The organism is Hyphomonas sp. UBA3195, from assembly GCF_002366485.1.
Taxonomy (GTDB): Bacteria; Pseudomonadota; Alphaproteobacteria; order Caulobacterales; family Hyphomonadaceae; genus Hyphomonas.
In genome coordinates, this window is the sequence record NZ_DEXB01000050.1 from 34,414 (window position 1) to 61,376 (window position 26,963).

Sequence of the window (26,963 nt, forward strand, 5' to 3'; positions counted from 1 at the left end):
CTCTTCCTTCCAGTCCCTGACTAAACGAGATGGGCGATTTTTGCCCGAGTGCAAGTGTTGGCAGCCAATTACTCAGCCGGCATTTCCGAGCGGTTAAACACATGACGCATCGCGGTGCGAACGGGTTTTGCTGTCGTGATGCGGAATATTGCGGGCGTGAAATACAGCGCCAGCAGCGCCGACCCACCAACTCCGCCTGAAATTCCCGCTGCCAGCGGCATCCAGAAAGAGTCCCCAGTCAGCAGGATCGGCACAAAACCACCCATGGTCGTCAGCGTCGTTGCCACGATGTGCCGGGTGGCATCCACGACCACTTCGCGCTGGGCAATCACATCGTCGGCCATCGCTGCGGGATTGGCTCTCAACAGGGACAAGACCACAATCGAGCCGTTGATCGCGATCCCGAACAAGCCAAGCCCGCCAATGATGGCGTTGAAACCAAATGGCAGATTGAACAGCCAGACGCCGAAGAAGGCGAAACCGAGCGACAAGAAACCGGAGGCAAGCACAAGCAGCATCATGCGGAACGAGTTGAACACAAGCATGATCGCGCCCGCCATCACCATGACAAGCGGCACACCTACGGCGGCAAGATTGCCAACCGCATCGCTGGAGTTTTCTGCCTCGCCACCGACGACGACTTCATACCCTGCTGGCACATGAAAGCCGGTTTCCGCGAAACGGGCCTGATAGTCTTCCAGCACCGGTGCCGGCAGTGTGTAGGGGTCCAGATAGGCCAGGATCTGATTCATCCGCTGGCCGTTCCGGCGCGTGATGACCGCTGTCTCCGGAACGAGCGTCACCTCGCCCAATGCGGAGATCGGTGTGCCTGAACCATTGCCAACCGTTGCCGAGCGCAAATCTGACATGCCGGACCGGCGCGACATCGGCGCGATGACTTTCACGGGCAATTCCTCGGTGCCTTCAAGGACCGATCCAGCCCGGACACCTTCGAGCTCTGCGCTAAGGTCTGCCGCAATATCAGTCAGGCGCTCGCCCGCCATTGCAGAGGCGGCTTCATCGGCCTGCAAGCGCATGGTCGGCGCGCCAAGCTCCAGCGAAGCCACGGTGTAGGTAACTCCGGGGGTTTGTCCGAGCACGGCGCGTGTCTGGTCCCCAATCATGTTCAACGTGTCAAAGTCATTCCCCATGATGCGGAACTCAATCGGCGCATCCGCAGGCGGGCCCTGTTCGAATGGCAGTGCCAGGAAACGGGCGCTCGGAAATTCTTCGCGCACCCTGCGCTGGACTTCTCCGACGATTTCATGCGTCCGCTCATTCGAATCCAGCTGGACCCAGCCAGACGCAAAGCCTTCAACGCCTTCGGTATTGTTGATGATATTGTAATAGACGCGCGGAGAGGGCTGGCCGAGCACCCATGTCACATCCTCGACCCCCTCGATGCCACTGATCATCTCGGTCGCGCGATGGACCAAATCAACCGTATCGTGGATGTCGGCCTCGGGCGAGAGTTGCAGCGACACTTGAAACTGGTCACGTTCCGTTTGCGGAAAGAATTGTGATGGCAATTGACCAACGAGCCAGAAGCCGAACACCGCAGGGGCGACACCGGCCAGAATACCAAGCGGCGGATAGCGCAGCACCATCTCAATAGAGGCGCGATAACCATCGGAAATGAAATCATTGGTGAAGCCGTCGCGCCACCATCGACGCGGCCGCTTTGCATGCCCCGTCTCCCAGCCCCGCTTGCGGTCAAACCAACCGGCCATGGCCGGGATGACGGTAATGGATACCACGAAGGAGGCTGTAATCGAGAACACGACTGACAGGCCGATCATGCCGACGAACTCTCCTGCCCCGCCGGGCAGCATGGCGATGGGCGCGAAAGCAAGCGCCGTTGTCAGGGTGGAGGCCGCGAGCGGTGCTGCCAGATGATTCAGGCTCTTGCGGATCGCTTCGAAACGGTTCTGCCCCTTGGCGCGCAACTGGTCGAATTCGTCCACCACAACGATCGCATTGTCGATCAACAGGCCAAGTGAAATGACAAGCCCCGTCACCGACATCTGGTGCAGCGGGTGACCAAAAAGACTGAACAGGATCAGCACGAGGCTAACCGTCAACGGGATGGCCATGCCGACCACGATGGCCGAACGCCACCCCATCGTGACGAACAGGACGAGGACGACGATGAAGGCGGAAAACAACAGGCTCTGCGCAAGACCGTTAAGGCGGTCATTGGTGTAGAGACTCTGGTCGAAGATTGTCTCGACCTTGAGTCCTGGCGGCGCGGATGCCGCAAAATTTTCAGATATCTCACGCGCACCTTCAGCCCATTTATCGACGCGCTGGCCGGGCGAAATATAGACGCCGACCATGACCGTGCGGAGATTGTTCTCATAGGCCTGCTGAGTGGACGGATCGGCAAAGCCCTTCTCAACCCGGGCCACATCGGCCACGCGAACAGCCGATCCGTCGGCACGTTGCAAGAGCGGAACCTGGCGAACACGGGATATGCCATCGAATTCACCCCCGACCTCAAAGCCGATCGTGCCGCCTTCACCGCGCAAGCGGCCCGCTGGTGTCTTGCTGTCAGCCGAGGCGATTAATGCCGCGGCCCGCCGGAAAGACAGGCCGGATGCCGAAAGCGCTTGTGGGTCGACGACAACGCGCACTTCCTCGACGGGCATGCCATAGGTTTCGGTTTCTTCTGTTCCGGGCAGGCGTTGAAACTGGTCTTCGAGATCAAGCGCGAGACGCCGCATGACAGTGATCGGCGGATCTCCCTCGCCGGTCCATGTCAGGCCCACCACAAGCGTCGCGGCGCCGACATAGAGGCGTTCGACTTCGGGCGTGCCGACGCCTGAGGGGAACTGCGCACGGGCCTCCTCAACCTGCCCTCGGATCAGAGTCCAGGTATCATCGACTTCGGCTTCGGACAGGTCTTCCCGAATTTCGACCCGGACCTGCGAGAAGCCCGACCTGCTGGTCGAGGTCACGTCTTCGATTTCGGGCAATTCCATCAGCGCCGCTTCAACCGGTTCTGTTATCAGCGCCTCGATCCGCTCAGCGTCTGCGCCGGGGAATGGCGTCAGCACATAGCCATAGCGTTCAATCAGGGTCGGGTCTTCTTGACGCCCCAAAGTAAGCATCGCGCCCAGTCCGCCAATCAGGACTACGAGAATGGCCAGGATCGCCAGGCGCGGTAATTTGAAGAAGAGTGTCGACATCGGGTCTAGCCACCATTCACGGTGGAGGCGCGGTGAACATCCCGCGGCTCAACCGGCAAGCCAGGCACAATACGCTGCAGGCCATTGGTGATGACGCGCTCGCCATCCGTCACCGCGCCGCGCACGAAAGCGCGGTCACCATCAGTATGCACCATTTCGACCGGGCGCGTTGCAACCTGCCAGCCTGAGCCGACCGGCTCCGCCACATAGATAGTCCAGAGGCCGCGAGAGGCCGTCGACAATGCTTTCACCGGAACCCAGAAGCCCGGCTCGTCTATATCCCGCTCCATGGTCAGACGGACCACAGCGCCGGAAGCGACGATTTCGGCATCATTGATCTCGAACACAGCTGCGACCGTGCGCTGCGCCGGGTCGATCACGCCGGTCACGCTACGCAAGACGGCCTCAACCGCCCCTGTATCGGCCTGCAAAGTATACGCATCTCCAGGTATCAGACGCGCCGCGCTGTTGGCGGGTAGCCCGATGCGCGCTTCAAGATGCGCCGCTTCGACCAAGTCCAGAATCGGCTGGCCCGCGCCGGCAATCGCGCCTTCATCTGACCTGCGCGCCGTGACCACGCCATCGAACGGCGCCGGGATGCGGGACAGGTCAATCTGGACACGGAAAATATCGGCTTGCGCCTTGGCCGCTTCGACTCGGGCCAGCGCAGTATTCGCCTGGGCTTCGGCTTCATCGACCGCCTGCTGGGATACATGGCCTTGCATCTTGAGGGTACGTTGTCGCTCGACCGTGCTCAGGGCGAGAGAGTGCGCAGCGCGCGCCTCTTCGACCACAGCGGTGGCAGACGCGAGCTGGGCGCGCAGGCCGCGCGTGTCGAGGCTTGCCAGAATGCTGCCCCGCTTGACGCGGTCGCCCACATCAACGGCAATGGTCTCGATACGGCCACCAGTGGAAAAGCCCAGCGCAGAATTGCGTCGCGCTTCGGCAAGGCCGGAATAGGTTTCGTTCAGCGTGAAGGCCGTGGTCAACTCGACTGGCGCGACCTGCACCGCCATTGGCTCAGGCGCGACCGTAGCCACTTTGGGCCCCTCCTTGCTGCGCAACTGCGTCGCAGCCAGCACAAGGCCGCCGCAAACGAGCAACAGGATAATGAAGAAGAACAGCCCCTTCAGGGCCGTCGGCCGTTTGTCACGTGCGGTATCTCCGGCGGTGTGATCAATGTCGGTCATGGGTTTTGTCCTGACAGGCGGCCACTTCCAGTCCCGGCAGCAGGCTTTAGCAGCCCACGGATCTGAAGATCGGCATGGAATTCAATGAAGTCTGTTGCGGTCATCGGCTGTTGGTTCGGGACGAGCTGATGGAATTGCGGCATGTGGATGAGCAATTGCGCGAGCCCGTGAGAGGCGGCCCAGATTGATTTGGCCGCCATGACGGGATCAAGCGAGGGATCAAAAACCTCAAGCTCCTGCCCTTCAGTGACCATACTGATCAGCACACCAAAGGCCTGTCCTTTCTGAGACGCCACAAATCCGTCCCAGGATAATGGTGCGGCACAGCCTTCCGGGACGGTGCTCTGGATACTGGAAAAGGCTGCGGCGTAGTGGAAGGGGCGAGTTACTGCCGTCTCCACATAAGTTGCCACGCACGCCTTGGCGCGTTGCAGGAAAGGACGGTCTGCACTGGAGCTGCGATCAACCTTCTGAAGGAGCCGCTCGAAAAACGCCTCCTTCAACTCATCAATCAATTCGTCCTTCGAGCCGAAATACTTGTAGATTGCGGAGGGTGAGTAATCGATCTCATCGGCGAGCCGTCGAATTGACAAGCCGTTTTCGCCTTCCCTGGCGAAAACGCGCTCTGCAGCGGAAATAATCGATTCCCGCACGCGCAAGCGACGACGATCGGCTGGCGTCGCTTCGGAAGCGTTATCTGTCTGCATATGGCACATTACTCGCGCAAACCGTTCAGAAAGTGAACACTGTTCACTCTTGTACGCCTCCCCACGCAAATGCTCAAGCCTGCAATCGTTAAAGACCGCCTTTAAGAACGAGTCTCACCCTCCTATGTTGCCGCAATGACAAAGCGATTCCCTCCCGCCCCAGCCATTGCGACACCCATGCTGGCAACACGTCCAAGCGCCGAGGCGCGGCAGCTGCTCGCCTTGCGGCGCTCTGCCGGAAAACATTTCATTGGTGAGCCGGGGCCGTCTCCTGAGGCGCTGGATGAATTGCTCGAAATTGCCGCGCGGGTACCAGACCACCGCCGGATGACCCCTTGGCGGTTCATCGTATTTGAAGGAAAATCCCGCGAAGATTTCGGACAGGAGCTGGCGCGCATTCGGGGGGAAACGCTTGAAGGCGCTGAATCCCGGGATTTGCTGGAAGCCGCCGGTCTTTTTCTGCGCGCGCCCGTGGTTGTCGCAGTGATATCTGCTCCAACGGATGACGGTCGCACGCCCGTCTGGGAACAGGAACTCTCCGCCGGAGCGGTTTGCTACAATCTGCTGCTCGCTGCGAATGCGAGCGGATGGGCCGGGGCCTGGCTAAGCGAATGGCCAGCCTTCGATAAGCAGGTTGCGGGACGTCTTGGCCTGTCCGAGACCGAACGGGTCGCCGGCTTCATCTATCTCGGAACCTCAAAAATATCCCCACCAGAACGCGGACGGGCGGATATGTCCAAACTCGTGACCCGCTGGACGCGCTAACCGCGACCACGATAGGACGCAACGCCTGTATCCGGAACGTGAAGTCCGGCAGGCACCTCGCCGGACTGCCAGAACACGTCGATCGGGATGCCACCGCGCGGGTACCAGTATCCCGAAATACGCAACCAGGTCGCTTCCGTGAAATCGAAGATCTTCTTGCCGATGGAGACGGTGCAATCCTCATGGAAAGCGCCATGATTGCGGAAACTGGTAAGGTAGAGCTTCAGGCTCTTGGATTCCACCAGCCATTCGCCGGGCGCATAGTCGATTACAAGATGTGCGAAATCCGGCTGACCTGTCACCGGGCAAAGCGAGGTGAATTCGGGGGCCACGAAACGTGTCAGATAGAGCGTGCCAGCATGCGGGTTGGGCACGCGCTCCAGCTGGGCGTCTTCCGGGTTTTGCGGTTGGTGGGTCTGCTGGCCGAGTTGGTCCAGGCCCTGATAGATCGGATTGTCAGCCATATTATAGGATCGCCGGTACGGGAATGAGATTGAAGGTCAATCCCATATAGAGCGCATAGCCCAAAAGGAGAACTGCTCCTTCCCAGCGGGCGATCAGCTTGCCCGTGATGGCAAACAGCGCCATCAACGCAACCGACAGGACGAGCGCGGACATGTCGCCGACACTGATCAGGCTGTGGCCCGCGCCAGAGGCCAATGCATCCGTTGTCACATCTCCACTCGGCATACTGCGCACGCTGAACGGGTGGACGAGAGCCGTCAGGCCGAGAATACCCAATATATTGAATATGTTGGAACCAATGATGTTGCCGAGCGCGACATCGGCCTTGCCGCGGAAAGCCGCGATGGCAGACGTGGCAAGCTCTGGCAGACTGGTCCCGACCGCCACGATAGAGAGCCCGATGACCGTCTCGCTGATGCCAAACTCTCGTGCAATGACTACGCCGCCGTCGACAAGCAGCTTCGCGCCGAACACCACGCCCACCAGGCCCGCCAGGGCAATGAATACCCCCTTCACCACGCCGTAATTGGCCTCAACCGTTTCGCCTTCCCCGGCGTGCATTTCAGCCACTTCGTCGCCAGCTGCCTGGTCGGCAAACACGGAGAAGGCAATATAGCCCAGCAAACATGCGACCAGCACAAATCCTGCAAGGCGTGAAAACAGGTCGAACCAGATCAACACGCACAGAAGGGCGGTAACAATGACCATGATCGATGTATCGCGCATCAGGGCGCGTGGATTGGTAATGATGGGATGGATCAGGGCCGCCACACCGAGCACGAGAAGGATATTGGCGATGTTGGAACCAACGACATTGCCAACCGCTATGCCGACGGCGCCTTCATTTATCGCGCGCAAACTGGTCACAAGTTCAGGAACCGACGTACCGAAACCGACCAGAGTGAGGCCTATGACCAGTTCGGAAATGTTGAGCTTACGCGCAACACTGACCGATCCGCGAACCAGCCCCTCCCCTCCAATAAACAGGAGGACGAGGCCGCCCAGAACCATCAGATATGTCATGAAAATCCCCACGGGAAAGATTGAAGTTGTAAATATGGGGGACAGCCAGACATCGCGCAATCAGGCCAGTGAAGACTATTTTTGCGAGCTCGGGACGTATCGCCCATATGCAAAAAAACAGCTATCGGCTTGGAAGTGACAAATTTCAGCAAACTTGTTCACCGTACACTCAGCCAGAAGGCCCACATAACTCAATGAATAGGCAAGGATCGAGCACAGGATGGTAAACCGGGCAGAACGCCCAGCGGAGAGTCGTGCCCTGCCCTTTGGCAGGACTGCTGTCTGCTGTCTTGCGCTCAGCCTGATACCCGCCTGTGCCTATCTTCCTTTTACGGGCAACGACGAAACTCAAGCGTCCGACACGACCACAATTCCCGTCACGATCGAGGGGTTGCCGAGGGATCTGGAATCGGGTGCGCGCGACGCGGTGGAAATTCGCGCCGGAGCGCCGACCAGCCTTCTGGATGTGCGCCGCCGCGCCACGCAGGCCGCTGGCGCCCTTGAGGAATACCTCGCTTCCGAAGGCTATTTCACCGCCATTGTCAGCCCGGATCTCGTGGAAGACATGGACACGCGCCCGCGTCTTGATGTGGATTTGGGCGAACGGTTCACGATCGCATCGGTGGCCCTTTCCGGCGTGGATGACTTGCCCGCAGATGTCAGCAATCAGATCGACGCCGTTACAGATGAGCTGGGCATCGGCACATGGGCGGTCACCGAAGACATAGAGACGCTGGAGAAGCAGCTCGTCAGTCAGCTCCGCAATTTCGGCTACGCGTTTGCAGAAAGCGAGGGCATCGATGCGCTCGCATCCCGCGCCGACAAGACCCTGGAGCTAACCTACAAGCTGGTTCCAGGCCCTCGCGTGAAACTTGGCGAACTCGTTGTTCCAGACTCGCTGAAAACCAAAGACAGCGCCATCAACATCCTCCGCAACTGGCAGTCTGGCGACTATTATGCCCCGGAGAAGATGGAAACCTTGCGAACGCGCGTAAGGGGAACAAATCTCTTCGACGGCATCGGCGTGAACATCCATAAGACAGCCGACAGCGATGGGCTGCATCCCGTCGAACTCCAGCTATCTGAAGGCAAGCGTCGCTCCGTTGGCGCCGGTGTCAGCGTCTCGACATCTGATGGTGTTGGCACGACCGCCAGCTGGGAGAGACGCAATCTGACCGGCATTGGCGACACACTCGGTGTCGATGCCCAGATCGCAACGCGCACAAGCGAGCTGACGCTGAGTTATGAGCGGCCGAATATCGGTCGCTATGGGCGTGACTTCTCCGCTGAGACAGGCGTGCGCGCAGAAGAAACCGACGCCTACGACCTACAAGGCGCGAGCGTCTCGGCCAGCCTGTCCCAGCCTTTCAACGAACAATTTACGCTGTCCGCTGGGACGACGCTGGACGCGACCCGCTCCACCGACTACGAGCTGCGGGCGCAGGGCGAGGACGACTATGTCGAGCAGGTTACCCTCTCGTTTCCGCTCGGCGCGACTTACAATACGGTGAAGGCACCGCTGGACCCACAGGCTGGTAACCGCGTTTCTCTTGGTGTTGAGCCGGGTATTTCGTTCGGGGACGGAGAAGCGTCGTATACGCGAATTACCAGTTCCGCCTCGACGTATCGAAAAATCTCCGACCGCCTGGTCGCGGCTGTGCGTGCCGAAGCTGGCACGTTCCTGGGCGACGAAGGCGTGCCGGTCGACCGGAAATTCTTTGCGGGCGGTGGTGGGTCCGTACGAGGTTTCGAGTACCAGTCTCTTTCACCGACAGATTCCGACGGCAACATCATTGGCGGCGACGCCATGTTCGCCGCCTCGCTTGAACTGCGCTGGCGAAAGTCCGAGCGGTGGGGCTACGTCGCCTTTGTCGACTCCGGCTATGCAGCTGACTCCATCGACGAAGCCTTCGGCGAGATGCGGACATCGTTCGGACTTGGTGTGCGCTTTTACCCTGGCTTCGGACCAGTCCGGTTTGACATTGCCACCCCACTCGACCGCCGCGATGGGGAAGACCCGCTTCAAATCTATGTTTCCATCGGACAATCTTTCTGATGGCGGCGCTCACATCTCTCCTGGGCATGATCCGCAGACGGAAATGGTTGATGGCCATCCTGTCGGCACTCATTGCGCTGGTCGTCTTGCTCATTGCTGCACGCCTCTGGATTGCCTCAGACGGCGGGCGGGCTTTCGTGGAGTCTCAGATCGATGGCCGTGAAGCGGGGCCATTGGGCACAATCCAGATCGATGGCCTCAGCGGCGACCCTTTGGACCGGCTCGGCGCATCACGCGTCACGCTGACCGATTCTGAAGGCGTGTGGCTGACCATGGAAAATGTCGCCGTCGCCTGGTCACCTGCGCGGCTGATGTCGAAGACCGTGAAACTTGACCTTGTCAGCGCCGAGAAAATCGATGTGCGCCGCCGCCCCGTCCTGGAACGGGATGAGAATGAGAATTCGGAATCTTCCAGCAATTGGGCCGTGTCCCTCGATCAACTCAGTATCGCGGAGCTTTTGTTGCAGGAAGGCGTGGCCGGTCCACGCGCTGCTTTTGATATTGATGGCCAATTCCGTTTGCCGAAATCGCGCACGTTCGATCTATCCCTGACAGCGCTTCCGCTCGAAGGTGTCGGCGACCGGGTGGATGCCACATTGAAGCGCACAGCCTCAGGTGCCTACCGGCTAGACGCAGAAGTCGACGCTCCCGCTGGAGGTACCCTGGCCACACTCTCAAATCTCCCCGACGGCGATAGTGCGTCGCTCAGCGCCCGCGCCAGCGGAACGCTGGATGATGGCGATGGCTTTGCTCAGCTGAAGATCTCAGGAGCGACCGTCGCCGAATTGACGGGCAAGATCACGGCTGGCGGCTTGTTGGCCAGCGCGGACATCAACGCATCGCGCCTGCCGATCTCCGAACAGCTGCGAACACTAATAGGTCCCTCCGCCGCCCTGAAACTTGATGGAGATATTGAGAAGGCGAGCATTCCTTTCGAATTTTCCGGCACACTTGCATCCGGGTCCATGTCCGCAAACGGTGTATATCGCAGCCGCCAGCGCGACTTCGACGGTCCGATCAATCTAGATGTGACGTTTTCTGGTCTCAAGGAACTGGTCAACCTCGATACCGATCTGGTCTTTTCAGGCTCTCTGACTGATCCCCGCGAGGCTCCCGGACTGACTGGCAATGCTGCACTACGCGCCAATGCGGGTGCGGACCTGCCTTTCAAGAAAGTCGAAGGACCAGTGGAGATCGTATCTACCGGACGATATGTTAACTTCAAAGGGTCGCTGAAGGGCACCGGCATCATGGCATCGAATGCGACGGGTCGCCGGATCGCAGGCCAATCACCGAAGGTGGATGTCGCAGGCGACTACAACCGGGACACCGGGGTCGTCACCCTTGACCCTTCGACTGCACGTCTTGCCAAAGGACGCATAGCAGCAAGCGGTGCGATCAGTATACGCGAGAAGACACTTGACGTTCAGGCGCGGCTTCAACAGGTGTCTGGCCTCCTGTCATCCGCACCCGACTTATCCTCCACCGGAAGCGTCGCGGTGACGGGTCCGTTTGCCGCCCCATCAATCGTCGCAGACGTCAACGCGCACGGTATAAATGAGATGAATGCGACGGCCGCCAAAGCTTTCGGAAATATCGCGCGGCTGCGCGCCACAGTTCAAAAAGCAGACTCCTCTTATCGTGTACGGACCGCCAGAATAGATGGCGACAATATGAACCTGTCCCTATCGGGCACTTACGCACCTGGCGGGGCCGCGAACCTGTCGGGTCAATTCACACAGTCCGATGCCATCCCTATCTCGGGTTCGGTAATCGACCTCAGCACCGGCATCTTCCAACTCTCCGGCCCAAGAGGCGTGGATGCTATAAGCCTAGCATCCTCAGGCGGCGCGTTTAGCCGTGGCTCCATTGCTATCTCTGATTTGCAAACGTCCGTAGATCTCAGACGGTCGGGCGATGGCTGGGCGGGTCCGGTCGCCTTGCAAGGTATTGCCGGCGACCACCCTGTCGAGATCACCTCCATGGCATCCTGGTCTGACGGTGTGTTCGCACTGCGGGACATCCAATCCGACTATGAGACGGCCCAGCTTTCAGGGTCTCTCTTGTATGGCGGCGAGCGCGGGCTCGACCTCAAACTCAATATAGTCGGAGACCGATTTGATCTCGGCTCGCGGCATGTCGGTGCATTTGATGTCGAACTGAGCGTGGACCGGGCCCCGGATGAAGACATGTCGATCACCGCCTCTGGCCAGGTTCAGAATGTTTGGCTCTCGCCGTCGCTTCGCTTCGACTCAGTAGACGGACAAATTCGCAATGCCCCGGAAGGCTACAATTTCGCAATACAGGTCGAACGCGAACATACTGCCCGACCCACTTCGCTGAACATATTGGGTGAGGCGGATTTCGGGGCTGAGTATCCTAGCGGCCAGATAGAACTGGATGGCACCTTGCTTGGTGAGGCTGTCCGCTCCGTTCAGCCCGTCAGTTGGCGGTTGGGCGAAACTCCCTCGGTCGAGGCAAACATCGCCATCTTCGGCGGGAGTATCGAAGCGCGCATTGCTGAGCGAACCCGTACGCCCCGCATGACCCTGACGGTCGACAGTGTTGACCTGGCTCCGGTCCTGGCTTCAGCGGGTATAGCCACGCGCCGGGTGATGGTGAATGGCAATGGAGACTTCCTGTTATTCGGAGCAAATCCGGAAGGCCAGTTTGATATGAATGTCGAGGGTCCGATACCCGGGCTCGAGCGCGCCCTGGCCATTGATCTGGCAGGTCGACTGAGGAACGGAGCGCTGATCGTGGATGGCGCAGGCGATTATGGCGACTTGCGACTTGCGGGGTCGGCGACCCTGCCGGTCGCTGCCGATCCAGACGGTATCGCGCACCTGGACATGGAGCGCCCCGTGCAGGGAACGGCCAATCTTCAGGGCGACTTGTCGGATTTGAGATCGCTCGCCCTGGCATATGGACATGATATTGGCGGCGTCATAGACGCATCGGCCGACCTGACCGGAACACTCACAACACCCGCATTCAGCGCTGAAGCAAAGCTGACGGATGGCATTTATGAGTTCGGGGCAACAAGCCTCAGGCTCGTGAATTTGAATCTGGACACAGATTATGTCGACCAGGCCCTAACCTTGCGCGGAAGGGGCAAAGGGGCTGATGGCGGTACGGTGAGCGTGTCCGGTACACTCTCGGCAGACGACACCAAACTCACGACCGATTTTGCTGACCTGTTGGTCTATAATCGGGATGGCGACTCACTTCGCGTGGATGGCAAGGTCAATCTCGCTGGTGGCGCAGACAAGCGGACCGTTTCCGGAAATGTCGACGTACGATCGGCTCGGTTCAATCTCGACAACCTGCCATCATCCAAAGCACAGGCCATCGACGTGCGCTGGAAAGAGGATGGCGACGCAAGTGACGGCCAAAGCGCACTCAGGCATTCACTCGCGCTGGATATGCAGATCACAGCGGATCGCCGGGTCTTCATTGATGGTCGCGGACTGGAAAGCGAATGGGGAGCAGACCTGAAATTGACCGGGACGGCTGCCGATCCTCGCCTCAACGGCATAGCGACGATGCGCCGGGGAACACTGGACCTGGCCGGGCGCCCCTTCATATTCGACAGCGGTAACGTCTATTTTGACGGTCCTCTGCGGCGGGCCCGCCTGGAGGTAGAGGCAGACCGGACGGTGAACGGGTTTGAAGCGAATGTCGCCCTGACAGGCACACCCACGAGCCCCACGATTGAGCTAACAAGTTCTCCCGATTTGCCAGAGGATGAAATTCTGTCACGCCTGCTATTCGGGCGGTCCTCGGTGGACCTGTCAGCGCTGGAAGCAGCTCAACTGGCCAATTCAATTGCGCGACTCAGCGGTAACAGTTCCGGATTCGACCCCACATCCGGGCTTCAAGCCGCCCTTGGTGTGGACCGGCTATCATTCGGAACCAATGATGAAGGCTCGGCGCAAGTAGGAGTCGGACAATACATCGCAGACGATGTATATCTCGAGTTAAACTCGGCGGGCGCGGCAGGCAGCTCCGTTGAAGTTGAGTGGGAGCCAAGACCACAGGTCTCTGTTACTTCAGAAACTACTACAGATGGCGATGCCACGCTCTCAATAAAGTGGAAAAAAGATTATTAAAAATTGCAGAGGTTTAATCCATCTGAGGTAGGATCGGGGGCGATTTAACCTGGGTTAAGCAATAGCAGATGACGCTGCTTTTTATGGGTTTTTCAGTGTTTCAAACGGGTCCAATATTGGGGCAGCAATCAGGATGAAACGCAAAATTCAGTGTGCATTCCATTTTCTTGGGTAGTGGCATCCTTGCCATAACACCCTTTGCGGGAAAACTGGTTACCTCTGATGGATATATGGAGCGAGCAGGTCATGAAGCAATCTACTTCCAGAGCCCCTACGGCAGTCGATCAGATGGTTGGCGAAAAAATCCGAAAACTTCGTCTGGATCGAAACCTGACCCTCGCTGAACTTGGCTCTGAACTCGGCATCAGCCATCAACAGCTTCAGAAGTATGAGACCGGCACCAATCGATTGAGCGCCGGAATGCTTGCCAATGTCGCGGAAGTCCTACGCGTCTCAATCGCCAGCCTTTTCGAAGACGAAAACGCTGACGATGACAAGGACGCTGATCCGTCCGCAAAGGTTCGCGCAGAATGCCATTCCTGGATCGACCGTACGCCCTCCAAAGAGCGCCTTTCGATGATGGCAAAAGTCTTGCGGGTCATGTCGAGCGACTGATCCCAAAAGGATCTACGTGCCGGTGACTCTTGGCACCGACACGCTTTCGTGAAATTCGGCTTCAGCTTCGATCCGCTGCTTTGGGTGATAGAACTCGTCCGTGAACCAGGGCGAGACCTGCTTGTCAAATAGCGACTTGATCCATTCGATCATGAGGTTGCCAAGCGGTGACCGCCGCGTCTGCTCCGTATACGCTATCCAGAACTGGATCGGCGCCACTTCCGACATGTCCAATGCGACGAGATCCGGGTAGACATCCTGGTGGTATGTCGGCAGCAGCGCGATCCCTCCACCTCTCCGGCACAACGTGATCATGGCGCTTGCCGAATTCGTGACGAACGCAAAATCGATCATTTTCTTCAACTCATGCGCCTTGGGGGCCCATCGCTCAACTTGCTGAACATATGATTCGTGCAAAATGCACCTGTACTGATGATACTCGAACATGCTGGAAGGCTGACTCGTTTGCGCGTCGAGGTACTCTCTGGATGCGAAACCAATATAATGAAGTGTGCCCAGTTTGTGCGAGATAATCTCCGGGTCCCGAGGTTCGGTAAACTGGATCGAGATGTCCGCCTCGTCGTTCAGCAGGTCCGGCTCCTCTGCCTTAACGTGCATTCGAACTTGCGCCTTTGGATGCGCTGTCTGGAACTCGGCCAGGCGCGGGGCGATCCAGTACGGTCCGACACCGTCACCCGATCCAATCGTGATCCGGCCTTCGGTGCCATCGGTCTTGCCGATCGCCTTGCTGAGCACTTCATTGGCGGACTCTTCCATCTGCCGCGCATAGCGCAGCACCGTCTTCCCGGTCTCCGTCAGCTCCATGCCGCGAGTTGACCGGGTAAACAGTTTGCTGCTCAGAAATTCTTCGAGCTCATCAATCTTCCGACTTACTGTCGGAGGCGACTCCCTCAACCGCGCCGCGGCCGATGTCATGCTGCCCAGTTCAGCAACTACCTTGAAGACACGCAGTTTGTCCCAGTCGATCCGTTGGTTGGTCATACAGTTTCCAGAAGCCTCGAAGCTACTTGTTCAATCAATATGTTCGTCAGTCAAACGACTAGCCTGAACACAGATAGCTTCATGAATACTGAGAGAAATACTATCCTCAATACCAAGAAATACAACGGCGTGGCGTGACTTTAACTAGATTATGATCCGAGTTTGCTTATTTGACCGCGCCAGATTGCTATCAGGCAATCTGGAGGCCAAACGGATGCGCACCCTCGTCCACATGGAATTGGGAAATGCAATTCAGGGCCTACACCCCGTTCGCTTCATTCGGGCCGGGCCGAAGACCTACTTGGCAAGCCCATGCTGCAGCACATGGTTTTTCACGTTTGAGCGACCCCATGCAGGATTGCGGAATCAACGATCAAGCACCTATTTGCATTTCCACGTCACCTGAAATTGATCTGCTACACAACCAGATTCACAGGGCATGTCTCCAGGCCGTAATTGAGCAGACCGCCTCTTTGGCGCACACGTTCACCTGCTGATTCCAGGCGGCTGTAGCGGTTGAGCAGGCTGTTGATCATCTGGGCAGCTTCATTGCGAGCAATCCCTGCCCCCATGCAATGATGGATACCATGCCCGAATGTGGCCTGCTTGATCATGTTCGGTCGCTTCAGAATAAACTCATCCGGCCTTTCAAAGACAGCCGGGTCCCGATTGGCAGAGGCGTGGAAGATCGCCACCCAATCTCCTTCTCTGATCTGCGCTCCCCCAAGTTCGTAGTCCTGCGTGCATACCCGGTGGAGACGCTGAACCGGCCCGTCCCGGCGCAGGCTTTCTTCGATGAAGGCCCGCACGAGTGAACGATCGGTCCGGAGCGTCGCATACATCTCGGGATCATCGGCCAGCACATCAATCAGATTTCCCAGGAGATAGCCCGTGGTCTCTGCGCCAGCCACGACCAGCGTCAGGCAAAATCGCACCACTTCCTCACGCGTCAGGCGGCTTCCGTTCGACTCAGTCTGGATGAAGGCAGACATCAAGTCGTCGGGAACCGGTTTGCCTGTCTCGATATCGGCGTAGCGCTGGTCGACCGCTGACTGATAGTAATTCCAGAGCTCGATATTGCATTGCTGGCGCTCCGCCAGGGTGAAGTCAGAGGTCACCATGAAGGCATTGGCCCAGCGACGCAAAAGGACATAGTCCTCCTCCGGCGTACCGATCAGTTTGGTCATTACGAGCGCGGGCAAATTCGGCGCCAAGTCTTGCATGAAATCTACCGTCCCGCCGCCGACCATGTCGAGCTGCGCTTCAACCGTTGTCTCCATCCATGGCGCCACGTCGCTCATGACCCGTTTGGGCGAAAACGCCATTTGGGCAATCTTGCGAAGCTCCGCGTGGCGAGGATCGTCATGATTGACCAGCATCAGGGTCGGCGCTTCGGATTCTTCCTGCATGATATCGCGCGACGAGAAGACATCTGCGCGCCGGCAAACTTCCTGGACATCGGCATGCTTCAGCACGACCCACGCGGGATACGGCTTGTCCAAGCCGGGTATGGTGCCCGGCGGATAATCTTCAAGGCCAAACTGGATCGGCAAGTCGCGCAGATGCGCGTAATACGGATAGGGGTTCGCCATTACGTCCGGGTGATAAAGATCCCGCACGTGAAATTCATCAGGAATGTAAGGCTGGGTGGAGGCTTGTGTCATCTGGTCTTCTCCCGGGTGCAGCGGCCCAGCGCGGTGCTGGCAACCGGCATGATTGTTGAGGGTATGGATCGCGCTCGAATTTGCGTGCGCTGGTTTATTGTGTCCTTAGGACCTTTTTGTTACATGGCGCAGTTCCTTCTTGTCGGGCATTCTGGAGACTCGGTATTTGAAGGGAGATTCGACTTCGCTTATCGGCGAGGGCGCAGCAATGAACCGGAGACTGGATGGACCTTTCGAAGCGCAAACAATCGAGCAAGGATTTCCTCGACCTGTTTTTCCCGATCCACTATCTGGTGGGAATGCAGATTGAGGACGCCCTCAAATGCGGCGTGCTGACACGCCAGCAAGCCTGTCTCCTCTGGACCATCCATACGCGCGGCACTGATGGGAAGAAGATGCGTCGCAAGGACATCGCGCATGCGCTGGCGTCTTGGTACGAAGTAACGAGTTCGGCGATCTCGAAATCCCTCCGTGCGCTGTCCAAGCCGCCCCTCAACCTGATCACAATGGTCGAAGACCCCGAAAACGGACGCGAGAAGTTTGTCGTGTTGACGCCCCGCGGCGTTCAGTTTGTCGAAAGCATGATGCGCAACGGCACCGCCTTTGTGGAAACAATGGTCGAACGTCTCAGCGACGATGAAATCAGGTCCGGGATTCACTTCCTGGCCAGAGTAACCGAAATCCATCATGAGCTGGCCTCCGAGGCTGCCGCGAAGCAGAAACCGAAGCGCAACAGCGCGACAAAGCCCAAAGAGTTGAGCTGATAATCGAGGGCGGGACGCACGTTCATTCCTAGCGTTCCGGCGTCGTCAGGTCGAACGCGACATGCACAGCCTGAGCGCTATCCTGAAAATCCCGGAAGCGGATGACCTGTCCATCCCGAATGGTAAGGATGTGCGCATAATCAGCCGCGTAAAGGCGCCCCGTCGCCTTCAGCACCATGCGTAGATGCCCGGTCACCGCCACCTTGTCGCGTTCCGCTATGAACTCGTCCTGACGAAACGTCTCGATGTCCACATCATTGCCAACATGGCCGAAAAAGATCTTGCACTTCTCCTTGCCGCGAAAAATTCCTGCGAAGGGGATGACACTCGGACCGTAGAATTCGATCGTACAATCCTCGGCCATGACTCCGAACAATTTGTCGAAGTCACCTTCATGCACGCCGGCATACCAGGTCTGGGTGGTTTCCAATGGGGTCATCATCTTGTGAGGTTTCCTCTGGCTGAGCCTCTAGAACTGGGTGGAGAGTTCGATTCCGAACGTACGCGGCGCACCGAGGGAACCGACGAATTCGGCACCATAGGTTGTGCCCGTAAGAATCTGGTTGGTGAAATAGGTCTCGTCTGTCAGGTTTTCCCCAAACAACGCGACCTTGTATTGTCCGTGTCCCGGCGCATATGTCGCCCGCGCGCGCAGGACACCATGGCTATCCTGTGACGCCGCATTGATATTGAACACGGTAAAGAAGACCTGATCCTGCCAGGCATAGTCCGCCCGAAGGGTCAGATCGCCGCCAAATGCCGCAAAGTCTGCCTGAGCGCCGATATTCATTTTCCATTCCGGAGCCCGAGGCAGCCTCAAACCATCAAGATTGCGAAGAGTTGATCCCGGCTCATCCGTCAGCGGTGCGGGACGCAAGGGTTCAGTCAACTCGCCTTCGGTAAAAACCGCGTCGAGATAGGTTACCGACCCGTCGAGTTGAAACACATTGCCGAGCAAGGCCGCAAACTCGACTTCAGCCCCTCTGACTTCCGCCTTGCCGACGTTCCGGATGATGGGCTGGTTGGCGATCGAGTCCTGCGCCTGCAGGTTTGTGTAATCATATATGAATGTCGCCGCGTTGAGACGCAGTCGCTTGTCGAGCAGTCCAGCTTTGAGGCCGGCTTCATAGGCCCAGATTTCCTCAGGCTCGTATGGGGTTCGCTGGCTGGATCCAATATTGTATCCGCCACTCTTGAAGCCACGCTGGGCGCTCGCATAAAGAAGCAGGTCATCCGCAGCCGTCCATTCAAGGGCGAACTTCGGCGTGGTCGCATCAAAGGTCGCAGGGCCCTCGACTGGTGCAACCACGAACCCAAACGGGTCTGGCTGGACACCATCACGGCTTTCACTAACTGCGTTGGGGAAAAACAGAACTTCCGGTGCAAACCTAACAAGAGACCCGCCCGGTGCTGACGGGAGAAAGGCGAGGTCGAAATTCTGGAAGCCGTCACGCTCTTCCTCGGAATATCGCAGACCGGCCTTCAATGTCAGCCTGTCGGTCAGATCGAAACTCGTATCAATGAAGATATTGAATGCTTCGGTTTCCTGACGCCCGTTCAGGTGCAGCTCGCAACATAGCGTGCTTTCCGGAATGCTGACCTGAAAGGGTGGCAGGACACCCGCAGTCTGCAGATCAAGCAGGCCTTGCGTAAGGATCGGCTCCCAGAAGTCGCCAAAGATGTTGTTCTGGATATCATTCTCTTCAGAAAAGTATCCGCCCCCGGCAATCCAGCTGAAACGTCCTCCGGACGGGGAGGATAGCTGGAAATCGGCGTTCCATTGCTCATGATCTTCGGCGCGATGGATGTAGGTATTGAACGTGTCTCCGAGATCAAACGAGTTCTGGAAGTCAGGATTTGAATTCTTGTAGCCGGTGATGACCTGAACATCATAGTCGCCGAGGGCCCAGTCGAGCCGCCCTGTGAGACCCCACACGCTTGTTTCGTTGAAATAGTCGACTGCCGAAAAGATGGCGCGAGAGGAGGGTGCCGAGATACGGCCACTATTCTTGATGCCGAAATAGGGCAGCGTCTGGGAGCCCTCGCGAGTCCCGAGCCAGCCCGGCACTTCATCCTGGTACCCCAGGCTCGCAAAATGGAAGACGTTGGCGCGATCGTCCGCTTCGTAATAGTCCCCCGTCAAGGTGAGCATGGCGGTGGGCGTCAAATCGACCTCCACCGTGGCGCGGGCGGTGATGTCGTGCTTGTCCTCCGCATCGAATGTGCGATCGGGCTGGGATGCGGGGAGTGTCCCACGTGGCAGATGAACCGTCGTGTACCCGTCGCGATCCTCCTTCTGGACCGCCAGACGGGCCCGCACACGGTCATTGAGAGGGCCGCTCAGGGCGGCGAATGCGTGCGTGCGATCATAATTGCCAAGGATCAGTCGCGCTTCGCCGGCGAATTCATCGGTGGGGCGCTTGGTGATGATGTTGACGGCGCCACCGGTGGCGTTGCGCCCGTAGAGGGTTCCCTGTGGACCGCGCAAGACTTCCACGCGCTCTATGTCAAAGAAACCAGGACCAATTGCAGCCGCGCGCGACAAATAGACTCCGTCCAGATAGGTCGCCGTGGAACTGTCGGCACCGGCCACGATGACCGGCGTACCGATGCCACGAATAAAAATGGACGTGTCTCCCTGATAGTTGGAAACGTGAAGTCCCGGAACCATGTCTGCGACATCTTCGACGGACTGGACCGACCGGTCGAGCAATGCCTCGCTGTCGAGCGCCGAAACCGAAGCTCCCGTACTCTGAATATTTTCCTCTCGCCGCGTGGCCGTAACCGTGACCGTACTCAGAGTACGGGACTCCATCTCAGGCTCAGCCTCGCCTGAGACATCCTGCGCGGCGGCCGACTGCATGACCATGGCAAAAGCGCACACCGAAACGGTGGCGCCAAGAGCGCGTTTCAACATTGTTCCCTCCCTTACCCCCGCGGTGCGAGGGTTCTTTTTGTTATACCGCAAGATGTCCCTCGTTGATTGTTTCCGTCAAGACCCTTTTTGAAACCAAGATCACTCACCTTCACAAAATTGCGCGCCTGCGGATTACTCCGCCTCAATCACCCCTCAATTTACTGCGTTGTTTTATTTTTATTTTTTTATTACACATGCACCAGAGCGATTCCGGGCACCGAATCATTGTCAAAACTCGCACATTGAATAAAAGGGTCCTTAAGACCTCTTTAGCATGTAAAGGACCTGAAATATGCCTGGATTTACGATCGGACTGGACGCAGGAATCGCCCACCTCATATTGGAGCGCCCCCAGTCAGGGAATGCGTTGGGCGCCGGATTCTGGAATGGACTAGCACCCGATATCTCCGCGCTCGATCGCAGTGGGGAAGTACGCGCCATGGTTCTGTCATCAGGCGGACGAAATTTCTGCGCAGGAATGGATCTCGATGAATTTGCCGGCGGTATCCCCGAGCCTGACTCGCCCGGCGCCCGCGAGAGCTTCTACCATCTCGCTCTTTCCTTGCAGGAGACTTTCTCTTGCCTGGAGCGCGCACGCTTCCCCGTTTTTGCGGCAATACAGGGCGCTTGCCTCGGCGCCGGCCTGGAGCTGGCCGCAGCATGCGATCTCAGATACGCGACCCGCGACTCCTATTTCCGGATTGAGGAAATTAATACAGGTATCATGGCGGATGTCGGGGCATTGCAGCGCCTGCCGAAAATCCTGCCTGAGCCGGTTGTAAAAGAGATGGCATTTTTGGGCGAGACACTGCATGCGGACGAAGCGGCCCAGCATGGCTTTGTGACCCGCCTTGCGGATACGCCGGATGCGGCCATCAAACTGGCCATGGCCGCCGCAGATCAGGTGTGCAGGAAGGCACCTGTCGCCATCGCAGGGACAAAAGCCGCCTTGCGATGGGCACGTGACCATTCTGTTGCGGATTCCCTGGAATGGTCTGCCCGTACGCAGTCGGCATTGTGGAGCACGCATGATATTTCCGCCGCCCTACGTGCCAGAAAAGCGCGCACTGCTCCGTTATTTGAACCACTCCTGGCCAAGCCGGTTTTGGGTGGATCAACATCCAGTCCAGGGGGCGGCGACCCGCAACCTGACTGAATGCTAATCCTTATCCAGTGTGAGTGCCTCGTACCGGATAATCCTTCTTGCGAATAAAGGTAAGGCCATCCAGCAAGCCCTTCAGCGCAGGACGCGCAAACGGGGCATTCGATACGTCCACGATCTGCAACTTGCCATCATTCCTCACGACGAACGTCGCCGGCTCTGCAAAGGGGCGGTCAGTTTCCTCCGGGCTTCGGGGGTCAGAAACGAATAGGCCTAGCTCGGTCATCTGCGCAGTGCTGAGATCGTAACCGATCGTGCCCATGTAGCCGATATCGCTGGCAGAGGCTTTCGCCTTCTCTTCCGGATCAGCAGAAACCGCGATGACATCAACGTCGATCGCAGCAAAATCATCAAGCATGCCATTCAGCTCTGTCAGATAAGTCTTGCAGATGGGACAATGCTTCCCGCGATAGACTACAATCAGCCTCCAGTTCCCGTGCTCCCGGTTGGGGACGCCGAGCTTGGCGTCACCCCCACCCAGTGTGGCAACCTCGATGTCAGGAAACGATGCGGCGGGTGTCAGAGTATTGGGCATGAATTGTATCCTATGAGTATCTGCGGGCAGTTACACTAGCTCACAACTGAACAGCTTGTTCCGCTTCACGCGCGACGAAACACAGATTTGAGCTGCGCACACATCACGCAAGGTATCTGGAATTGCGCCACGGTCTTTCCAAATTCAACGGAGACAAGCAGGCATTCCGGATATGAAATGACGGTCCGACCGCCTTGCTCTGCTCGCCAGAAAAGATGGCCGGTGTGCGAAGTTGATGCCCGTGTCGGATAATCCAGCCTCACGCAGGCGACCAGCGCGATCAATCTCATTTTTACCGGTTGCGGGCTAATTCCACATCGCGTTTCCCGCGAAACAGGGGGTAGACCCTTGTTTTTGCTGGTGCCGGCTGAGGGACTCGAACCCCCGACCCTCTGATTACAAATCAGATGCTCTACCAGCTGAGCTAAGCCGGCCACGCTGGAATGGGTGTCACTACTTCGATCAGCGCGGCGGCGCAAGCGGGTGTTCCAGTCAAATTGTCATCAGTTCGCTCCGGAGCCGATTTCTTTCAATTTCCCCAACTCTGCCCCATTCGCCCTGATGGCCGCATATTTCCGCCTCAAAGGAAGTCTATCCAGTCCTTCAGGAGACCACACACCAAGATGTGGCGTTGATGGGTGTCAGACGACACGAGAGCCTGAAGGAATACTGGAAATGAAACGCGCACAGATACTGGCCGGCTTCAGCATCGCCGCAATCGCCTTGGCATTCCCTGCCATGTCGGACGCCCCGAAGGCTCCGCCCCTTGAGCCTGTTCATGTTCCTTACGAAAAGACCTGCCAGGATACTCAAATCACCGTCTATTTCTCAAAGCAGGAATCAGTCCTTTCCTCTTATGCGGTTCGCTCGCTCAACACGGCTGGCGACCAGCTTGCCGGATGCGCCGTATCGGACATCGAGGCTAGTGTCGTATCAGCCGATGCTATCGACGTCATGGCGGCCACCAGCCTGTCTGAAGCTCGCGCCGCCGTGGTGCTGGAAGCCCTGAACGCCCGTGGTATCCGCGCGCGTGACATTCGCACGGCCTTTGTGTCGGCCGCTGAAGCCAACCCGTCAGATGCCCTCACATTCCCAATGGCGCGCCGCGTCGATCTTACCGTGACAGCCGCCACCGGCTACGGCCTGTAGGCCTACAAATTTTCCTCCCGGAAAGTCCAGGATTCCTCACCGCGTCCCGGAACCCCTCGCCCCGAGCGCCTTGCAGCGTGTTCGGGGCGTTCTTTTTGACGGACTGCCCTGTTATTTAAGGCGTCACAATTCTTTCCTTTCCGGCGCGCATCGCTAAAAGGTGCAGGGCAACCGGGCACACGGCCCGACCTGCCCGCAACGCTATTTGGGAAAGACCGCATCTCCATGACGCAAACCCGGCGCATTCTCGTTACGTCCGCCCTGCCTTATATCAACGGCATCAAGCATCTCGGTAATCTGGCAGGCTCCATGCTGCCGGCGGATGTATATTCCCGCGTGATGCGACTGATGGGCCATGACGTGACCTATATCTGCGCCACAGACGAGCATGGCACGCCAGCTGAACTGGCCGCCCAGGCCGCCGAGATGAGCGTCCAGGCCTATTGCGACGAACAGTACGAGATACAGCGCGCCGCAGGCGAGGGTTTCAACCTGTCCTATGACTGGTTTGGACGCTCCTCCCGCCCTGCCAACAGCGCACTGACCCAGCATTTCGCGCAAGTCCTGGAACAAAACGGCCTGATCGAAGAGCGCACATCCAAACAGGTCTATTCTGTCGATGATGGCCGCTTCCTGCCCGACCGCTACGTCGAGGGCACCTGCCCGACCTGTGGCTTCGAAAAGGCGCGCGGCGACCAGTGCGACAATTGCGGACGGCTCCTGGACCCGGTCGACCTGATTGACCCGTATTCCTCGGTCTCCGGCAGCAAGAATATCGAAATCCGCGACACCAACCATCTCTACCTGCTGCAAACGCAGATGCAGGACAAGATTCGCGACTGGGTGAACAGCAAGGGCGCCCAATGGCCTGGCCTTGCCGTTTCCATCGCCAACAAATGGCTGGATGAGGGCCTGATCGCCCGCGCCATCACGCGCGATCTGAGCTGGGGCGTGCCGGTGCTGGACGCCGATGGCAATCCGCGTCCGGGCTATGAAGACAAGGTCTTCTATGTCTGGTTCGACGCGCCTATCGAATACATCGCGGCCACGCAGGAATGGGCCGAAGCGACCGGGAATGATTGGGAAGCCCTCTGGCGCACCGACAAGGGCGCCGATGATACTGAGTACGTCCAGTTCATGGGCAAGGACAATGTCGCCTTCCACACGGTCAGCTTCCCAGTGACGCTGCTCGGCTCCGGAGAACCATGGAAGACGGTCGACAAGCTGAAGGCCTTCAATTGGGTCACCTGGTATGGCGGCAAGTTCTCAACGTCGAACAAGCGCGGCGTATTCATGGACCAAGCGCTGGAATTGCTGCCAGCTGATTACTGGCGGTGGTATCTGATCGCCAATGCCCCAGAAGGCTCGGATGCTGCCTTCACCTGGGAAGGTTTCCAGTCTGCGGTGAATTCCGACCTCGCCAACGTACTCGGTAATTTCGTCAACCGGATCACCAAGTACACGGTGTCAAAGTTCGACGGCAAGGTTCCAAAGACGGGCGAAGCCGGCGACGCCGAAGCGTGGATGACGGCGGAACTGCAGGAGCGCCTGCCACGTCTGATCGAACATTATGAGGCGATGGAGTTCCGCAAGGCCGCCGCCGAGACCCGCGCAATCTGGGCCGCCGGCAATGAGTATCTTACCAAGGCCGAGCCGTGGGTGAAGTACAAGTCAGATGTGGACGCGGCTGCTGTCGGCGTACGCACGGGCCTGAACCTCGCGGCCCTGTTTGGTATTCTCGCACTGCCGATCATTCCTGACGCGGGCAAGAAAATTCTCGATGCGCTCGGTATTCCCGACGAGCATCGGAGCTTCAGGTTCCGCGACATTCCCGGCCTGTTGAACAGCCTGCCGCCGGGCATGGAGATATCTCCGCCGGACGTGTTGTTCCAGAAGATCGAAGACAGCCAGGTCGAAGAATGGACCGAACGTTTTGGCGGGAGTGATCAGGCCTGACGCTGGAATATGACGCTCAGATTGTTGGCCGGCATCTCGATGATTTTCGCGACGGACAGACCAACTTCTTCGGCCAGCGGGATGATCTGACGATCCAGGTCGCGGACTCCCCAAGCGGAATCTCGCGATTGCAGGCTCTCGGTGAATGCCGCGTTGGACGGTGCGATCTCGCCGTTCCGCGCAAAGGGTCCGTACAGGAACAGCTTTCCGCCGGGCTTCAAAAGTCTGCCAGCGCCCGCAATGAGGCCGAACGCAGCCTCGAAAGGCGCAATATGAATCATGTTGATTGAGACTATGGCGTCCCAATAGCCGGGCCGTTCCACGTCTCCCCACTGACCTTTGGAAGCGTCTACGACGACAGGCCCCGCCAGTCGATCATGCGAACTGGCGTCTCTCCATGCCTTCTGGCTGGCGCGGCTCTCCGCATCAATGTCGGAATAAGTCCAGTAGAGGTCGCCAAGCGCCTGGGTCAGGTAAGCCCCATGCTCGCCAGTGCCGGAAGCGACCTCGAGAACGTGCCCGCCTTTACAGACATGGTTACGAAACACGCTGAGGATCGGGTCGCGATTGCGCGCAACAGATGGCGAGTACCGCCGACCGTCTCCTTCGGTGCCACGCGCCTCCAGAGCGACTGGTTTGCCGCTTTCGGACTTTGGGTAGTCCCCATCAGTCCCATTTGTCATCGGGTTTGCTCGAAGGGATACATTTCCGTGGTTACGACCGCCTGCCCCAAACGGTTATAGCGTGGACCAACGGCTTTCTCCGGCAAGAAGAATGCATCCAGCCGCGCAACCATATCTTCTGACAATTGGACGCTGCCTGCCTGCCAGTTCTCTTCAAGATGAGCGAGGTTGGTCGTACCTGGGATCGGGAGAATGTTATCTCCCTTGGCGAGCGTCCAGGCGAGCGCCAATTGCGCTACTGAACAGTCCACTTCTTTTGCGCAGGCCCGTGCCTCGTCCAACAGGGGCAGGTTCCGGGCATAGTTTTCTGGCGTGAAGCGCGGGAAGATGGATCCCCGCAAATCCGACTCATGGAATTTCGCCGGATCAACCGGCGGATCGGCAAGGAAGCCGCGCCCCACGGGCGAGAAGGCCACGAGCGCCACGCCCAGTTCTTCACACGCCGCCTTGATGGCGATTTCCGGGTTGCGAACCCAGAGGGAGTACTCGCTCTGCATAGCGGCTATCGGATGCACGGCGTGCGCGCGGCGCAAATCGGCTTCGCCCATTTCCGACAATCCGATCATGCGGATTTTGCCTTCTTGTATCAGGTCAGACAATGCGCCAACCGAGTCCTCGATCGGCACATTCGGATCCGGTCGGTGCATGTAGTAGAGATCAATCACGTCTGTCTGCAGGCGCTTCAGGCTGGCCTCGCAGGCGGCCTTTATGCTTTCCGGCCGCGCGTCCAGCGTCCGCTGGCCACCATCAAACCCCAACACACATTTGCTGGCGAGGAAATAACTGTCCCTCCTATCCTTCAGGGCTTGCCCGATCAGCTCCTCGCTGCGCCCGAAGCCGTAGAGCGTTGCCGTGTCGAGAAAGTCGTAGCCGAGGTCCAGCGCGCGCACGAGCAAGCCCTTGGCTTCCGCCTCATCCATCGGCGGGCCATACGCATGCGTAATGTTCATGCAACCAAGGCCAACCGGGTAAACCTCCCGGTCTCCAATACGTCGTTTCGCAGTCATGCT

General features: G+C 58.3%; 20 protein-coding genes and 1 tRNA gene. 8 read left to right on the forward strand and 13 right to left on the reverse strand.

Features of this window, described 5'->3' with window-relative positions; all coding sequences use genetic code 11:
• Positions 1-68: 68 nt before the first annotated feature.
• From B2344_RS15060 to B2344_RS15070, 3 genes are read right to left on the reverse strand one after another with little or no spacing between them, the layout of a single operon-like run.
• Complete coding sequence (locus B2344_RS15060) at positions 69-3,188, reverse strand: efflux RND transporter permease subunit (RefSeq protein ID WP_290485519.1); 3,120 nt, start codon at positions 3,186-3,188, stop codon at positions 69-71.
• Between the two features lie 5 nt (positions 3,189-3,193).
• Complete coding sequence (locus B2344_RS15065; RefSeq protein WP_290478950.1) at positions 3,194-4,378, reverse strand: efflux RND transporter periplasmic adaptor subunit; 1,185 nt, start codon at positions 4,376-4,378, stop codon at positions 3,194-3,196.
• On the reverse strand, positions 4,375-5,085 hold the full coding sequence (locus tag B2344_RS15070; protein ID WP_206992703.1) for a TetR/AcrR family transcriptional regulator: 711 nt from the start codon (positions 5,083-5,085) through the stop codon (positions 4,375-4,377). The genes B2344_RS15065 and B2344_RS15070 overlap by 4 nt, the downstream gene beginning before the upstream one ends.
• 177 nt (positions 5,086-5,262) lie before the next feature.
• On the opposite strand from B2344_RS15070, the gene B2344_RS15075 reads away from it, so the two are divergent.
• Positions 5,263-5,850 carry a nitroreductase family protein gene (locus B2344_RS15075; RefSeq protein WP_242517504.1) on the forward strand — a complete coding sequence of 196 codons (588 nt, stop codon included), beginning with the start codon at positions 5,263-5,265 and terminating at the stop codon, positions 5,848-5,850.
• On the opposite strand, the gene queF is transcribed toward B2344_RS15075, so the two are convergent.
• Entirely contained in the window at positions 5,847-6,314 is a 468-nt protein-coding gene (queF, locus tag B2344_RS15080; protein ID WP_290478951.1) for a preQ(1) synthase, read from the reverse strand. The two genes, B2344_RS15075 and queF, sit on opposite strands and share 4 nt — an antisense overlap.
• A gap of 1 nt (position 6,315) precedes the next feature.
• A complete protein-coding gene (locus tag B2344_RS15085; RefSeq protein ID WP_206992700.1) occupies positions 6,316-7,338 on the reverse strand; it encodes a calcium/sodium antiporter in 1,023 nt (340 codons plus the stop codon).
• Positions 7,339-7,558: 220 nt separating this feature from the next.
• Between B2344_RS15085 and B2344_RS15090 the strand changes: the two genes are divergently transcribed.
• The 3 genes from B2344_RS15090 (at position 7,559) to B2344_RS15100 (ending at position 14,121) form a co-directional block, all read left to right on the forward strand.
• Positions 7,559-9,394 carry an autotransporter assembly complex protein TamA gene (locus tag B2344_RS15090; protein ID WP_290485520.1) on the forward strand — a complete coding sequence of 612 codons (1,836 nt, stop codon included), beginning with the start codon at positions 7,559-7,561 and terminating at the stop codon, positions 9,392-9,394.
• On the forward strand, positions 9,394-13,506 hold the full coding sequence (locus B2344_RS15095; RefSeq protein ID WP_290485521.1) for a translocation/assembly module TamB domain-containing protein: 4,113 nt from the start codon (positions 9,394-9,396) through the stop codon (positions 13,504-13,506). The genes B2344_RS15090 and B2344_RS15095 overlap by 1 nt, the downstream gene beginning before the upstream one ends.
• A gap of 246 nt (positions 13,507-13,752) precedes the next feature.
• On the forward strand, positions 13,753-14,121 hold the full coding sequence (locus B2344_RS15100) for a helix-turn-helix domain-containing protein (protein ID WP_206992697.1): 369 nt from the start codon (positions 13,753-13,755) through the stop codon (positions 14,119-14,121).
• Positions 14,122-14,133: 12 nt separating this feature from the next.
• On the opposite strand, the gene B2344_RS15105 is transcribed toward B2344_RS15100, so the two are convergent.
• On the reverse strand, positions 14,134-15,123 hold the full coding sequence (locus tag B2344_RS15105) for a LysR family transcriptional regulator (protein ID WP_290478954.1): 990 nt from the start codon (positions 15,121-15,123) through the stop codon (positions 14,134-14,136).
• Positions 15,124-15,539: 416 nt separating this feature from the next.
• Positions 15,540-16,787: a cytochrome P450 gene (locus B2344_RS15110; RefSeq protein ID WP_290485522.1), complete on the reverse strand. Its 1,248-nt coding sequence runs from the start codon at positions 16,785-16,787 to the stop codon at positions 15,540-15,542.
• 224 nt (positions 16,788-17,011) lie between these two features.
• On the opposite strand from B2344_RS15110, the gene B2344_RS15115 reads away from it, so the two are divergent.
• The gene (locus tag B2344_RS15115; protein WP_051607713.1) at positions 17,012-17,551 is read left to right on the forward strand and encodes a MarR family winged helix-turn-helix transcriptional regulator; all 540 of its coding nucleotides are present in this window, start codon (positions 17,012-17,014) and stop codon (positions 17,549-17,551) included.
• Between the two features lie 28 nt (positions 17,552-17,579).
• Here B2344_RS15115 and B2344_RS15120 read toward each other — a convergent pair whose 3' ends face one another.
• Together B2344_RS15120 and B2344_RS15125 are read right to left on the reverse strand one after the other, a co-directional pair.
• A complete protein-coding gene (locus B2344_RS15120; RefSeq protein ID WP_290485523.1) occupies positions 17,580-17,993 on the reverse strand; it encodes a nuclear transport factor 2 family protein in 414 nt (137 codons plus the stop codon).
• A 27-nt stretch (positions 17,994-18,020) separates the two neighbouring features.
• Positions 18,021-20,468: a TonB-dependent receptor gene (locus tag B2344_RS15125; RefSeq protein WP_290485524.1), complete on the reverse strand. Its 2,448-nt coding sequence runs from the start codon at positions 20,466-20,468 to the stop codon at positions 18,021-18,023.
• 292 nt (positions 20,469-20,760) lie between these two features.
• Between B2344_RS15125 and B2344_RS15130 the strand changes: the two genes are divergently transcribed.
• A complete protein-coding gene (locus B2344_RS15130) occupies positions 20,761-21,624 on the forward strand; it encodes an enoyl-CoA hydratase-related protein (protein ID WP_290485525.1) in 864 nt (287 codons plus the stop codon).
• Between the two features lie 10 nt (positions 21,625-21,634).
• On the opposite strand, the gene B2344_RS15135 is transcribed toward B2344_RS15130, so the two are convergent.
• Both B2344_RS15135 and B2344_RS15140 read right to left on the reverse strand, forming a co-directional pair.
• Positions 21,635-22,165: a redoxin domain-containing protein gene (locus B2344_RS15135; RefSeq protein ID WP_206992691.1), complete on the reverse strand. Its 531-nt coding sequence runs from the start codon at positions 22,163-22,165 to the stop codon at positions 21,635-21,637.
• A gap of 358 nt (positions 22,166-22,523) precedes the next feature.
• A tRNA-Thr gene (locus tag B2344_RS15140) sits at positions 22,524-22,599 on the reverse strand.
• A gap of 241 nt (positions 22,600-22,840) precedes the next feature.
• On the opposite strand from B2344_RS15140, the gene B2344_RS15145 reads away from it, so the two are divergent.
• Positions 22,841-23,314, forward strand: coding sequence for a hypothetical protein (locus tag B2344_RS15145; protein ID WP_290482857.1), 474 nt, complete (start codon positions 22,841-22,843; stop codon positions 23,312-23,314).
• Positions 23,315-23,539: 225 nt separating this feature from the next.
• Positions 23,540-25,270: a methionine--tRNA ligase gene (gene metG, locus B2344_RS15150; RefSeq protein WP_290485526.1), complete on the forward strand. Its 1,731-nt coding sequence runs from the start codon at positions 23,540-23,542 to the stop codon at positions 25,268-25,270.
• Here the strand turns inward: metG and B2344_RS15155 are convergent.
• The gene (locus B2344_RS15155) at positions 25,261-25,953 is read right to left on the reverse strand and encodes a DUF938 domain-containing protein (RefSeq protein ID WP_290485527.1); all 693 of its coding nucleotides are present in this window, start codon (positions 25,951-25,953) and stop codon (positions 25,261-25,263) included. The two genes, metG and B2344_RS15155, sit on opposite strands and share 10 nt — an antisense overlap.
• Positions 25,950-26,960: an aldo/keto reductase gene (locus B2344_RS15160; RefSeq protein WP_290485528.1), complete on the reverse strand. Its 1,011-nt coding sequence runs from the start codon at positions 26,958-26,960 to the stop codon at positions 25,950-25,952. Before B2344_RS15160 ends, B2344_RS15155 begins: the two co-directional genes overlap by 4 nt.
• Positions 26,961-26,963 lie beyond the last annotated feature (3 nt).

Excerpts from the sequence above, each read along its gene's own strand:
- B2344_RS15060 (WP_290485519.1), bottom strand. The coding sequence starts at position 3,188 with ATGTCGACACTCTTCTTCAAATTACCGCGCCTGGCGATCCTGGCCATT.
- B2344_RS15065 (WP_290478950.1), bottom strand. The coding sequence starts at position 4,378 with ATGACCGACATTGATCACACCGCCGGAGATACCGCACGTGACAAACGG.
- B2344_RS15070 (WP_206992703.1), bottom strand. The coding sequence starts at position 5,085 with ATGCAGACAGATAACGCTTCCGAAGCGACGCCAGCCGATCGTCGTCGC.
- B2344_RS15075 (WP_242517504.1), top strand. The coding sequence starts at position 5,263 with ATGCTGGCAACACGTCCAAGCGCCGAGGCGCGGCAGCTGCTCGCCTTG.
- queF (WP_290478951.1), bottom strand. The coding sequence starts at position 6,314 with ATGGCTGACAATCCGATCTATCAGGGCCTGGACCAACTCGGCCAGCAG.
- B2344_RS15085 (WP_206992700.1), bottom strand. The coding sequence starts at position 7,338 with ATGACATATCTGATGGTTCTGGGCGGCCTCGTCCTCCTGTTTATTGGA.
- B2344_RS15090 (WP_290485520.1), top strand. The coding sequence starts at position 7,559 with ATGGTAAACCGGGCAGAACGCCCAGCGGAGAGTCGTGCCCTGCCCTTT.
- B2344_RS15095 (WP_290485521.1), top strand. The coding sequence starts at position 9,394 with ATGGCGGCGCTCACATCTCTCCTGGGCATGATCCGCAGACGGAAATGG.
- B2344_RS15100 (WP_206992697.1), top strand. The coding sequence starts at position 13,753 with ATGAAGCAATCTACTTCCAGAGCCCCTACGGCAGTCGATCAGATGGTT.
- B2344_RS15105 (WP_290478954.1), bottom strand. The coding sequence starts at position 15,123 with ATGACCAACCAACGGATCGACTGGGACAAACTGCGTGTCTTCAAGGTA.
- B2344_RS15110 (WP_290485522.1), bottom strand. The coding sequence starts at position 16,787 with ATGACACAAGCCTCCACCCAGCCTTACATTCCTGATGAATTTCACGTG.
- B2344_RS15115 (WP_051607713.1), top strand. The coding sequence starts at position 17,012 with ATGGACCTTTCGAAGCGCAAACAATCGAGCAAGGATTTCCTCGACCTG.
- B2344_RS15120 (WP_290485523.1), bottom strand. The coding sequence starts at position 17,993 with ATGATGACCCCATTGGAAACCACCCAGACCTGGTATGCCGGCGTGCAT.
- B2344_RS15125 (WP_290485524.1), bottom strand. The coding sequence starts at position 20,468 with ATGTTGAAACGCGCTCTTGGCGCCACCGTTTCGGTGTGCGCTTTTGCC.
- B2344_RS15130 (WP_290485525.1), top strand. The coding sequence starts at position 20,761 with ATGCCTGGATTTACGATCGGACTGGACGCAGGAATCGCCCACCTCATA.
- B2344_RS15135 (WP_206992691.1), bottom strand. The coding sequence starts at position 22,165 with ATGCCCAATACTCTGACACCCGCCGCATCGTTTCCTGACATCGAGGTT.
- B2344_RS15145 (WP_290482857.1), top strand. The coding sequence starts at position 22,841 with ATGAAACGCGCACAGATACTGGCCGGCTTCAGCATCGCCGCAATCGCC.
- metG (WP_290485526.1), top strand. The coding sequence starts at position 23,540 with ATGACGCAAACCCGGCGCATTCTCGTTACGTCCGCCCTGCCTTATATC.
- B2344_RS15155 (WP_290485527.1), bottom strand. The coding sequence starts at position 25,953 with ATGACAAATGGGACTGATGGGGACTACCCAAAGTCCGAAAGCGGCAAA.
- B2344_RS15160 (WP_290485528.1), bottom strand. The coding sequence starts at position 26,960 with ATGACTGCGAAACGACGTATTGGAGACCGGGAGGTTTACCCGGTTGGC.